Source organism: uncultured Nevskia sp., from assembly GCF_903885465.1.
GTDB lineage: Bacteria > Pseudomonadota > Gammaproteobacteria > Nevskiales > Nevskiaceae > Nevskia.
Genome location: NZ_CAISIQ010000134.1, coordinates 1 through 11,322 on the forward strand (window position 1 = coordinate 1; position 11,322 = coordinate 11,322).

Annotated in this window: 10 protein-coding genes; 4 read left to right on the forward strand and 6 right to left on the reverse strand. The window is 65.6% G+C overall.

The features are described 5' to 3' along the window. Positions 1–45: 45 nt before the first annotated feature. The 6 genes from QZY06_RS04915 to fliS form a co-directional block, all read right to left on the reverse strand. Positions 46–1,575, reverse strand: a complete 1,530-nt coding sequence (locus tag QZY06_RS04915) for a sigma-54 dependent transcriptional regulator (protein WP_295680961.1) — start codon at positions 1,573–1,575, stop codon at positions 46–48. Next, positions 1,568–1,966, reverse strand: a complete 399-nt coding sequence (locus tag QZY06_RS04920; protein ID WP_293388408.1) for a response regulator transcription factor — start codon at positions 1,964–1,966, stop codon at positions 1,568–1,570. Before QZY06_RS04920 ends, QZY06_RS04915 begins: the two co-directional genes overlap by 8 nt. Positions 1,967–2,033: 67 nt before the next feature. Continuing rightward, on the reverse strand, positions 2,034–3,512 hold the full coding sequence (gene rpoN / locus QZY06_RS04925; RefSeq protein ID WP_295680964.1) for an RNA polymerase factor sigma-54: 1,479 nt from the start codon (positions 3,510–3,512) through the stop codon (positions 2,034–2,036). A 211-nt stretch (positions 3,513–3,723) separates the two neighbouring features. After that, positions 3,724–4,359: a response regulator transcription factor gene (locus QZY06_RS04930; RefSeq protein WP_295680967.1), complete on the reverse strand. Its 636-nt coding sequence runs from the start codon at positions 4,357–4,359 to the stop codon at positions 3,724–3,726. Between the two features lie 62 nt (positions 4,360–4,421). After that, positions 4,422–5,009, reverse strand: a complete 588-nt coding sequence (locus tag QZY06_RS04935; protein ID WP_295680971.1) for a PilZ domain-containing protein — start codon at positions 5,007–5,009, stop codon at positions 4,422–4,424. A 67-nt stretch (positions 5,010–5,076) separates the two neighbouring features. Next, entirely contained in the window at positions 5,077–5,478 is a 402-nt protein-coding gene (gene fliS, locus QZY06_RS04940; RefSeq protein ID WP_295680973.1) for a flagellar export chaperone FliS, read from the reverse strand. Positions 5,479–5,602: 124 nt separating this feature from the next. On the opposite strand from fliS, the gene QZY06_RS04945 reads away from it, so the two are divergent. The 4 genes from QZY06_RS04945 to QZY06_RS04960 form a co-directional block, all read left to right on the forward strand. After that, positions 5,603–6,001 carry a hypothetical protein gene (locus QZY06_RS04945; RefSeq protein ID WP_295680976.1) on the forward strand — a complete coding sequence of 133 codons (399 nt, stop codon included), beginning with the start codon at positions 5,603–5,605 and terminating at the stop codon, positions 5,999–6,001. An 82-nt stretch (positions 6,002–6,083) separates the two neighbouring features. Next, positions 6,084–7,355 (forward strand): TolC family protein, encoded by a 1,272-nt coding sequence (locus QZY06_RS04950; protein ID WP_295680979.1) that lies wholly within the window; start codon positions 6,084–6,086, stop codon positions 7,353–7,355. Positions 7,356–7,363: 8 nt separating this feature from the next. Next, a complete protein-coding gene (locus QZY06_RS04955; RefSeq protein ID WP_295680982.1) occupies positions 7,364–8,314 on the forward strand; it encodes an efflux RND transporter periplasmic adaptor subunit in 951 nt (316 codons plus the stop codon). Between the two features lie 10 nt (positions 8,315–8,324). Next, positions 8,325–11,322 (forward strand): CusA/CzcA family heavy metal efflux RND transporter (locus QZY06_RS04960; RefSeq protein ID WP_295680984.1); only part of this gene is annotated, 2,998 nt, incomplete at its 3' end.

The window sequence follows — 11,322 nt, forward strand, 5'->3', positions numbered from 1 at the left end:
CCGCCTGCGCGGGGATGACGTTTCTAGGTTTCGGGGGCGACAGCCCTAGGCTTCGAGGTCGGCGTCGTCGCGCTGCAGGCCGTACTTGCGCAGCTTCTCGACCAGCGTCGTGCGTCGCGTGTTGAGCAGCTTCGCAGCATGGGCGACCACGCCGGAGGACTGCGTCAGCGCCTGCTTGATCAGGGCCAGCTCGATGGTTTCGATGTGGTCCTTCAGGTTGACGCCATCTGGCGGCAACTGTGTCGATGCCGACGGGAAGTAGGTGCTCGAGGCCGAGGACAGCGGCGGCAGGCTGCTGATCGCCGTGAAGCCGGACGAGCCCAGTCCCGAGCCGCTGGACTGGCTCCGCGCATTGACAGCAATCGGCTCGTGTTCTTCATCGGCCACCGCGGGCACTGGCGTCACGGGCATCACCGGCAGCGCCACGTTCTGGCGATAGCGGGTCGGCAGTTCGGCGATGCCGACCATCGAATGTGGATGCAGCACGGCCAGACGCTCGATCAGGTTCGACAGTTCGCGAACATTGCCCGGCCAGTGATAGGCGCGCAGCGCGTGCACGGCATCGGGCGACAGCCTGACCGAACCATGACCATTGCGACGCATGGAGTCGATCAGGTCATCGATCAGCAGCGGCAGATCTTCAAGGCGCTCACGCAGCGCCGGCATCTCGATCGGGAACACGTTCAGGCGATAGAACAGATCTTCGCGGAACGTACCCTTGATGATGTTCTCTTCAAGGTTGCGATGGGTCGCAGCGATGATCCGCACTTCGCAGCGCATGCTGCGATTGGAACCGACGCGTTCGTAGGTGCGCTCCTGCAATACGCGCAGGATCTTGACCTGCATCGGCAAGGTCATGTCGCCGATTTCGTCGAGGAACAGCGTGCCGCCATCGGCCATCTCGAAGCGGCCCTTGCGCGAAGTGATCGCGCCGGTGAAAGCGCCCTTCTCGTGGCCGAACAGTTCCGATTCCAGCAGCTCGCTCGGGATCGCCCCGCAGTTGACCGCGACGAACGGCTTGTCGCGACGCGCCGATTGCTCGTGCACCGCGCGAGCCACCACTTCCTTGCCGGTGCCGGATTCGCCGGTGACCAGCACGGTAGTGTCGTGGCCGGCCACCTGTTCGACCATGCGCCGCACCTTGCGGATCGGTGCCGAATTGCCGGTCGGGCCAACTAGACGCGTGGCCGCCGCTTCCTGATCCATCCGCACCAGACCGGCACGGCGCAGCAGATCATTCAGCTGGGCGTAGCGCACCGGCTGTTCGAGTGCGAAGCAGGCACTGCGATCGAGACTGAATTGCTCGCAGATCGCTTCCTGGCGCTGCGGTGACACCAGCAGCGGCGGATGGTGACGGTCACGCTTCAACCATTCGACAAAGCGACCGAGCGCCGCCGGATCGGCTTCCTGGCCGACGATCACCGCCAGCCATTCCTGGGGCTTGCGATCGGCCAGCTTCAGCGCAGCTGCACTGGGCACGCAGACCGGCACGAAATCGATGAACTGCAGGATCGAGGCGAGTGTGGCCGAGCTCTGCTCGTCACCGTCGATCACCAGCACGCGGGATTCAGCCATGCGCGCCGCCCTCCTGTACCGATGCCGCCATGTTGGCGCGCACGTATTCGGCGATGCGGTGCTCGTAATCGTGCTTGGAAATGAAGCCGTCGGCACCGGCCTGCGCGGTGTGCTCGCGGTGCTCGGCATCGTCGTAGTGACTGGCGATCAGGATCCGCGGCGGCGTGTCCTGCGCCTTGATCAGCCGGGTGGCCTGCAGGCCGCCCATGCCCGGCATCGACAAGTCCATCAGGATCAGATCGGGGCGCAGTTCTTCAGCGAGACGCACGGCGTCGTAGCCGTCATGGCCGAGGCCAACGACGCTGATTTCCGGCACCGTGGCCAACAGGTGGCGCGCCAGCACCAGAAACGCTTCGTTGTCATCGACCAGCAAGGTACGAACGGTATTCATGGGTTCCCCACGGAATTCTCTGGGCCGCATCTGCGGCCTTGGCTCGCGGTTCAAGCAACGATCCGCATCAGCTCGCCATTCTGACTGCAACGGGTACCGCGATCCGTCTGCGTTCCTTGGCCGGTGCAATTTTCATGGCTTCGCGGTACTTGGCGATCGTCCGGCGGGCAATCAGCACGCCGCCGCGGGCAAGGATAGCGGCGATGGCACCATCGCACAGCGGTGCGCTCAGCTTCTCGCCATCGACGATGCGGCGGATCATCGCCCGCACCGCGATGCCCGAGGTATCGCTCTCCGCGCCCTGAATCTGACTCGGAAAAAAGTCCTTCATCGAGTACACGCCCCAGGGCGTGGCGACGAACTTGTTGGAGGTCACGCGGCAGACGGTGGACTCGTGCATGGCGATCGCGTCGGCGACTTCACGCAGGGTCAGCGGCAACATGCCTTCCTCGCCACGGCGCAGGAAATCGCGCTGCCGCTCGAACACCACGCGGGCCGTCTTCAGCAAGGTTTCATGGCGCATTTCCAGGCCGCGAACCAGCCAGCGCGCCTGCTGCATCTGATCTTTCAAACCGCGATGGGCGCTGGCCGAAGTGGCCATCATCCGCTCGTAGGTGCTGTTGATGCGCAGCTTCGGCAGGCTGGCCGGATTCAGTTCGATCTTCCAGGCACCGGCGACACCGCTGACGATCAGATCCGGCACCACCGCCTGCGCCGGTTCGATGCGCGAGGCACCCGGCTTCGGATCGAGCGTGCGGATCAGATCCATCGCCTGGATCATGCGGGTTTCGGTGGCGCCGAGTTCGCTGCGCAGCTTGCCGAAATCGCGGGCAGCGACGCGCTCCAGATGGTTCATCACCAGCGTTTCCGCCAGGTTGCGGCCCGGCGTGCCGGCCTTGATCGCTTCCAGCTGCAGCAGCAGGCATTCGCGCAGATCGCGGGCCGCGAAGCCGGTGGGCTCGACGCTCTGCACGGTGGTCAGCGCAGATTCGAGTTCGTCCATCGTCACCTGCCATTCGGCCGGCAGGCCGGCGAGGATCATCGCCAGTTCGGTTTCCAGATAACCGTTGTCGTCGATGTGTTCGATGATCGCCACCGCCAGCTGCCAGTCGCGGCGGCTTTCGATGATCAGCTCCAGCTGTTCGAGGGCGGCAACCCGGGCGTCCTCGATCGGCGCCGCGGCGCGGCGGGCTTCGATAGGCTCGCCGTCTTCGGTCGGTTCGCCGCCGGACCAGGACTCGGCGCTCGACCAGTCGAAGTCGGCATCGACACGATCACCGGCGGCTTCATCGCAACCGCTGACCGCCACTTCCGTGGACTCGCTGCTGGCCTGCGTGCGGTCGACCAGCTCGGGAGACGGCGCTTCGGCACCGGCGGTCGTCGGGGTGACGTCGTCATGGCGCTCGAGCAGCACATTGCCTTCCAGGGCGGTTTCCACTTCCTGTTCCAGCTCGATCGCCGAAAGCTGCAAAAGGCGAATGGACTGAAGCAGTTGCGGAGTCATCGCAAGGTTCTGCGACATGCCCATCCTGGTGGCCGGCTTCATGGTTGCGCTCCGTTGAGTGATTCCGTGGAGCCATCCTCAAGCAAAGTTCAGCATCGCCCAATCAGTTTATTCCTGACCGGATGTCAGCAAAATCCTGACAAGTGTCAAAAGCCGATCAGCGGATTCGCCACTGGTCCGGAAATTGCCCTCGCCGGTCCGGATGCAAGCTTTGGGCGAGGCTGGGATTTCAGAGTGGGCTGGCCCACATAGCTCAGCTTTCCGCGCCTTCCAGACCGGTGCGGATCGCGTAGCGCATCAGCGCATTGGTGCCGTACAGACCGAGCGCATCCATCATCCGCGCCCGGTGGGTTTCGACGGTCTTGGTGCTGATGCCCATCAGCTGCGCGATTTCCTTGGTCGACTTGCCGCGGGCAATCATCTGCAGCACCTGCTGCTGACGACGCGGCAGGGTCACGCTGTCCTCGGCACGTGCCGATTTGCGGACGCCGACCAAGGTGTGCGAGACGCTGGGGCTCAGGTAGGTCTGACGCTTGGCCACTGCCTTCAGCGCCAGTTCCAGTTCCACCGCTTCGCCATGCTTGGACAGATAGCCCACGGCGCCGGCCTTCAGCGCCGCGCGCACCTGCGAAGCCTCCGAGCGTGCCGACAGCACCATCACCATCGTCTGCGGATAGTGGCGACGAATCTGCTGCAGCACGTCGAGGCCGTTGATGGTCGGCAAGCTCAGGTCGATCAGCGCCAGATCCGGCTGCTGCCGGGCCACCAGTTCCAGCAACTGCTGGCCATCACCGGTTTCGCCCAGCACTTCGGTGCCGGCAATCGCTTCGCAGAGCTTGCGGATGCCAGCTCGGACCAGCGGTTGGGAATCGGCGAGGACGAGTCGCATGGCAAACGGGTGATCCGGCACGAAAGATGGCCGCAGTCTAGCGCCGCGCTGTACCGGCAAGCTCAGTTCGCAGTCGTCCGGCCCCGGACCGGCAACCGTCCGGCAATCGCCCGACGGTGACGCAGGAAGACGTGGCGCTCCACCGCCGTCTGCAGCGCATCGCCAAACGCTTCGAAACGAGCGTGACGTTCATCGCCATCGACATGGACAATGCGCGCCGGCCAGACCAGCGGCTGTGGCACGCTGCGGTTCAGGCGCAGGGATACGAGGCCGATCTCGCCAAGCGGCTGTTCGCCGCTGAACACCAGGCCTTGCCAGGACAGGCGCACGCGGCGCGCTTCCGCCACCGGCGCGTTCTGGTTGACCAGAAAGCCAAGCAGATCGATGACCAGATTCAGCTTCTGGTTCAGCCGCGCGATCTCGGCATCGATCGGCGAGCTTTCATCGGCGGCGGTACTGATGCTGCGCTGCTCGTCGAGCAAGGCGACGGCCGCCAGCACGCGCAGATTGTCCTCGTTGAACTGCTCCAGACGCACCGCACCCGGCAGCGCAGCCAGCGGCGCCCAGCTGACCGGCATCGCAGCGTCATAGCTGAGCGCCTCGCCGAGCGGGGCGCCGACAGCGACGGTCATCGGGTTCGGATCAGGCATGAAGGGTTCCGTGCAAGGCCTGCGCCCGTCAGCCGGGCGACGGATCGCTGACGCCCTTGGACCTCGATCAGTGTGCTCTGGCGCGCGCCGTGATCACGTCCCAGCCGATCTTGATCTCGCGCAGCAGGCCGATCACTTCATCAACGGCCGCCGGATCGTCAGCCAGGTTCGCGGCCGGCAGACGGCCGAGCATGTAGTCGTAGAGGCGGCGCAGATTGCGAGCGATATCACCGCCAGCATCGACATCCAGCACCAGCCGCAGATGCTCGATGATCGACATCGCCGAGGTCAGATAATGATGCTTGGCCTCGCGTTCCTGACGCAGCATCGCGCCACGGGCATACGCCAGACGATCGATTGCGCCACCGAGCAACATCTCGATCAGCTTGACCGGATCAGTCTCGACGGTCGCCGCCGCGATGCCGGTCTGGCGGTACTGGTTCATCGCGGAATTCATGTAGTGGGCCATCGCCGGTTCCTTCGTTTGCCTGCTTCATCTAACGGCCTGCCGGGCGGGAACTTGAGTGCCATGCAGGCTTCATCGATCGACCTTCATTCGAAGCGAGGCTCGGCTCTGCTACCCTTTCGCCGTGATGAGCACCCGCCCCTTCCTGCTGGTTCTGGCCTGCATTGCCGTATTGGTGATGCGGCTGGGCGGCGTTCATCAGCATCTCTGCTTCGATGGTTCGGAAGCACCGAGCGCGCTGCACTTCGTCGATGGCGGGCTGCATCACGTCGAGACTGCGGGCGGCGATCTGATCAGCGACGACGTGCATCACCATGATGTCGAAGTCTCGGCAGCCGATGACGGCGTGACCAAACTGCCGTCGCTCGATCTGCCGGTACTGGCCTTGCTGATCGCCGTCAGCTTGCTGCTGCCGCTCGGTCGGCGCATTGGCTTGCGCCCCGCCCGCCCGGTCATCCGGCTCGCTCAAGCTCCGCTGCATTTACGGCCGCCACTGCGCGGTCCACCCCGTTTCTCCTTCGCGTGATCTGAACGCGCCCGGCCGCTGAAGGCTTGGGTATCGAACGCCGCTGGCGCCAAGCGCTGCGGCTTTGAGAAGGAGATGAACCATGTGGTTGTCATTCGCTCGCCGGCTCTGCGTCGGCGTGCTGTCTTTGCTTCCCGTCGTGGCTGTTGCAGAAGCGGAAGCACCTCTGGAAGGCCCGCCGATCCGGCTTGTCCAAGCCGTTGCCCAGGCCTTGGAAAAGAACCCGGACCTCGCTGCCTTCGGCTACGAGTTTCGTGCCCAGGATGGCCGCAGCGTGCAAGCCGCGCTGGTGCCCAATCCGCTGCTGAATCTGAGCGTTGAAGACGCGCTCGGCAGCGGTGCTCGCAGCGGCATCGACAGTGCCGAATTCACCATCAGCCTCAGCCAGGTGCTGGAGCGAGGCGCGCGCCAGAGCCGCATCGCGCTTGCCTCGGCCGGACGCGACAAGCTGGCCGCCACGCAGCTCGAAAAGCTGGTCGACACCGCGGCCGAAACGGCGCGTCGCTACGGCCATGTGCTGTCCGATCAGGCGCAGCTGGTGGTCACTCACGAAGCGATCGAGCTGGCGCAGCAGACCGTCGACCTGTCGCGCAAACGAGTCAAGGCCGGCGCCGTGCCATCGGCGGAAGTCTCGCGCGCGCTGGCAGCACTGGCGCGGGCCGAGCTGGAGCACGAGCATGCCGAGCACGAACTGCTGACCAGCCGCCGTCAGCTCGCTTCGCTGTGGGGCGATCGCGAACCGGCGTTCGGCATCGCCCTTGGCGATCTGATGGTGCTGCCGGCGCTGGCGCCATTCGAAGCCCTGGCCGAGCGGCTGCAGGCCAATCCGGCGCTGCTGGGGTTCATCGCTGAACAGCGCGTGCGCGATGCCGAGCTGCGGCTCGCCGAGCAGCGCCGCAAGCCGGCCTGGCAGGTGTCCGCCGGCCTGCGCCGCTACCAGTCCGGCAATGACTTCGCTGGCGTCTTCGGCCTGTCGATCCCGCTCGGCGTGCGCGATGCCAGCCAGGGCGCGGTGGCCGAAGCGCGGGCCTTGTCCGAACAGGTATCGGTGCAGCGCACGGCAGCCGAGACGCGCGGCCTGACCCAGCTGTTCGAACTGTTCCAGGAGCTGAAGCACGCACGCACCGCCGCCGACACCTTGGACCGCGCCGTGCTGCCGCAGATGAGCGAAGCGCTACGCCAGACCGAGTACGCCTATAGCCGTGGCCGCTACGGCTACCAGGAACTGATCGCCGCCCAGAAGGAATTCCTCGAAGCCCGCCGCGCGCGCATCCAGGCCGCTGCCGACGGCTGGGGCTTCGCCACCGAAATCGATCGTCTGACCGGCCTGCTGCCGGCGCGAACCACGCCATGAGAATCCCGATGAAGCCTGCAAACATATTCACGTTGTCCCTGTTGCTGACCTTGCTGCTTGTTGCTTGTGGCCGCGATAACAACAGCCCAGAAGCCGCTGCCGATACTCAGGCCAAAAGCGAACAGCACCAGGCCGCCGAAGACCACGACGACCGGGTACGGATTCCCGCCGACGTCGCGGCCGCATCGAAATTGGTGACCGAAATCGCCGGCCCGGCGAAGCTTGTCGAAACGCTGATCCTGTACGGCCAGATCGCGACCAATGCCGAGCATCAGCGCGAAGTCGCAGCGCGTTTTCCGGGCTTGATCAAGAGCGTGCGGCGCTCGATCGGCGATACCGTCAAGGCCGGCGAAACGCTGGCCGTGATCGAAAGCAATCTGAGCCTCGAACCGGTGGCGCTGACTGCGCCGATGGCCGGCGTGATCACTGCGCGCGATGCCAATCCCGGCGAGCAGAGCGGTGAGCGAATGCTGTTCACGATCACCGATCCGGCCTCGGTCTGGGCCGAGCTGTCGGTGTTTCCGCGGGACCGCGCGCGCGTGCGGCCCGGTGCCGTGGTTCGCGTGCGCGCGGCCGATGGTGGCGACGCGATCACCGGCAGCGTGTCGCGCATCGGCCTCGAAGCCGGCGGCAATCAGGCGGTCACGGCCCGCGTGGTGCTCGACAACCGCAGCGGCGCATTTCCGCCCGGCACTTTCGTCACTGCCGACGTCGAAGTCGGCAGCATCGACGTGCCGCTCGCCGTGAAGACCAGCGGCCTGCAGCAGTACCGTGAGGCCAGCGTGGTCTTCGAGCAGATCGGTGACCAGTACCAGGCGCGGCCGCTGGCGCTAGGCCGTCGTCATGGCAAGTGGGTGGAAGTGCTCGATGGCCTCGAGCCCGGTGCGATCTATGTCAGCGGCAACAGCTATCTGATCAAGGCCGACATCGAGAAGTCCGGCGCGGCTCACGATCACTGAGGCCAGAACCATGATCGAGAAAATCCTGAAACTGGCGATCGCACGACGCGGCCTGGTGATGCTCGCCAGTCTGGTCATCATCGCCATCGGCCTGTGGAGCTTCACCCGGCTGCCGATCGATGCCGTACCGGACATCAGCAATGTCCAGGTGATGGTCAACACCGAGGCGCCCGGCTACACGCCGCTGGAGGCCGAGCAGCGGGTCAGCTACACGATCGAGACGGCGATGGCCGGGCTGCCGAAGCTGGTGGCGACGCGCTCGCTGTCCCGCTACGGCCTGAGCCAGGTCACGGCGGTGTTCGAGGACGGCACCGATATCTACTTCGCTCGCGCCCAGGTGGCCGAGCGGATCAACGCCGTTCAGAGCCAGCTGCCAGCCGGGCTGACGCCGGAGCTGGGACCGGTGGCGACCGGCTTGGGCGAGATTTTCATGTTCACCGTCGATGCCGTGCCGGGCGCAACCAAAGCCGATGGCTCGCCGATCACGCCGGCCGATCTGCGTGCCGAGCACGACTGGGTGATCCGCCCGCAGTTGCTGAGAGTGCCGGGCGTCGTCGAGGTCAACCCGATCGGCGGCTATCGGAAAGAAACCCTGATCGCGCCCGACCCCGCCAAGCTGCTCGCCTACGGTTTGACGATCGGCGATCTGCAGCGTGCGGTGGCTGGCAACAACACCAACCGGGGCGCGGGTTACGTCGAACAGAACGGCCAGCAATGGCTGGTGCGGGTGCCGGGCCAGGCGGTCGACATGGCAGATATCGGCGCCATCGTCGTCCACGTGCAGGACGGCGTGCCGCTGCGGGTGCGCGACATCGCCAGCGTCCAGGCCGGCCGCGAACTGCGCAGCGGTGCGGCGTCGCAGAACGGCCATGAAGTGGTGCTGAGCACGGTGTTCATGCTGCTTGGCGAGAACAGCCGCACGGTGTCGAAAGCAGTCGCCGCCAAGCTGGATGAGATCAAGACGAGCCTGCCGCCGGGTATCACCGTCATCGCCGTCTATGACCGCACGACGCTGGTCGACAAGACGCTGGCGACGGTCGAGAAGAACCTGATCGAGGGCGCACTGCTGGTGGTCGTCGTGCTGATGCTGCTGCTCGGCAACCTGCGCGCCGCGCTGCTCACCGCTGCGGTGATTCCGCTGGCGATGCTGATGACCCTGAGCGGCATGGTTCAGGGCAAGGTCTCGGCGAACCTGATGAGCCTGGGCGCGCTGGACTTCGGGCTGATCGTCGACGGCGCAGTGATCATCGTCGAGAACTGCCTGCGGCGGCTGTCGCACGCGGCCGAAAGCAAAGGCACGCTGAGCCTCGACGAGCGCCTGAAGCTGGTCTTCGACGCGACGCGTGAAGTAATCCGTCCGGCGCTGTTCGGCGTGTTCATCATCACCGCCGTCTACCTGCCGATCTTTGCCTTGCAGGGCGTCGAAGGAAAGATGTTCCACCCGATGGCGATCACCGTGGTGCTGGCGCTGATCGCGGCGATGCTGCTGTCGATCACGTTTGTGCCGGCCGCCGTTGCCTTGCTGTTCACCCAGCCGGTGGCCGAGCGTGACGTCTGGTTGATGCGACTCGCGCGCAAGGTCTACACGCCCATGCTGGCGGCCGCTTTGCGAGCACGCGTCGTGGTGGTCGCGGCGGCGCTGGTGCTGCTGATCGGCTGCGGCTGGCTGGCGACGCGGCTCGGCACCGAGTTCGTGCCGAACCTCGACGAAGGCGATATCGCGATGCACGCGCTGCGCATCCCCGGCACCAGCCTGAGCCAGGCGGTGCAGATGCAGGCGCAGCTCGAAGCAGCGGTGATGACCATGCCGGAAGTCGAGCGCGTGTTCGCCAAGATCGGTACCGCGGAAGTCGCCACCGATGCGATGCCGCCATCGGTCGCCGACAACTTCATCATGCTGAAGCCCCGTAGTGAATGGCCTGATCCAGGCAAGTCGAAAGCCCGGCTAGTGGCCGAACTGGAAGCGATCGTCCGTCGCGTGCCGGGCAACAACTATGAGTTCACCCAGCCGATCCAGATGCGCTTCAACGAGCTGATCGCCGGTGTTCGTGCCGAACTGGCGGTGAAGGTGTTCGGCGATGACTTCGATACCTTGGTGAAGCTCGGCGAGCAGATCGAAGCGATCGTGCAAGCGGTGCCGGGTGCCGCCGATGCCCGCGCCGAACAGGCCACCGGCCTGCCGGTGCTGACCATCCTGCCGAAGCGCGAAACCCTGGCCCGGCTCGGGCTCGACATCAGCACCGTGCAGGAGCTGGTGGCGACCGCCACCGGCGGCAGCATCGCCGGCCAACTCTATGACGGCGATCGTCGCGAAGACCTGGTGATCCGCCTGCCGGAAACGCTGCGGGCTGACCCGGAAGCGCTGAAGCGGCTGCCGCTGATGCTTCCAAAAGGAGGATTCGTCCCGCTCGGTGAAGTCGCCGATTTGCAACTGCTGAGCGGCTACAACCAGATCAACCGCGAAGACGGCAAGCGCAGAGTCGTGGTCACGGCGAACGTGCGCGGCCGCGATCTCGGCAGCTTCGTCGCCGAAGTGCAGCGGGCGGTCGATGCCCGGGTGCAGCCGCCGCCGGGTTACTGGATTCGCTACGGCGGCACCTTCGAGCAACTGCAATCAGCCTCGGCGCGGCTGGCGGTCGTGGTCCCGGTGACCTTGATCCTGATCGCGATGCTGCTGTTCGCAGCACTCGGCTCGGCGCGCGATGCGGCGCTGATCTTCAGCGGCGTGCCGCTGGCGCTGACCGGTGGCGTGCTGGCGCTGTGGCTGCGCGGCATTCCGCTGTCGATCTCGGCCGGTGTCGGCTTCATCGCCTTGTCCGGCGTCGCCGTGCTGAACGGGCTGGTGATGGTCAGCTTCATTCGTGAGCTGATCGATCGCGGCCGGCCGATCGACCAAGCGATCACCGAAGGCGCACTGACCCGCTTGCGCCCGGTGCTGATGACCGCGCTGGTCGCCAGCCTCGGCTTCGTGCCGATGGCCTTCAACACCGGCATCGGCAGCGAAGTGC

Bases quoted from the DNA above. Each gene is read 5' to 3' on its own strand.
- QZY06_RS04915 (WP_295680961.1), bottom strand. From the start codon at position 1,575: ATGGCTGAATCCCGCGTGCTGGTGATCGACGGTGACGAGCAGAGCTCG.
- QZY06_RS04920 (WP_293388408.1), bottom strand. From the start codon at position 1,966: ATGAATACCGTTCGTACCTTGCTGGTCGATGACAACGAAGCGTTTCTG.
- rpoN (WP_295680964.1), bottom strand. From the start codon at position 3,512: ATGAAGCCGGCCACCAGGATGGGCATGTCGCAGAACCTTGCGATGACT.
- QZY06_RS04930 (WP_295680967.1), bottom strand. From the start codon at position 4,359: ATGCGACTCGTCCTCGCCGATTCCCAACCGCTGGTCCGAGCTGGCATC.
- QZY06_RS04935 (WP_295680971.1), bottom strand. From the start codon at position 5,009: ATGCCTGATCCGAACCCGATGACCGTCGCTGTCGGCGCCCCGCTCGGC.
- fliS (WP_295680973.1), bottom strand. From the start codon at position 5,478: ATGGCCCACTACATGAATTCCGCGATGAACCAGTACCGCCAGACCGGC.
- QZY06_RS04945 (WP_295680976.1), top strand. From the start codon at position 5,603: ATGAGCACCCGCCCCTTCCTGCTGGTTCTGGCCTGCATTGCCGTATTG.
- QZY06_RS04950 (WP_295680979.1), top strand. From the start codon at position 6,084: ATGTGGTTGTCATTCGCTCGCCGGCTCTGCGTCGGCGTGCTGTCTTTG.
- QZY06_RS04955 (WP_295680982.1), top strand. From the start codon at position 7,364: ATGAAGCCTGCAAACATATTCACGTTGTCCCTGTTGCTGACCTTGCTG.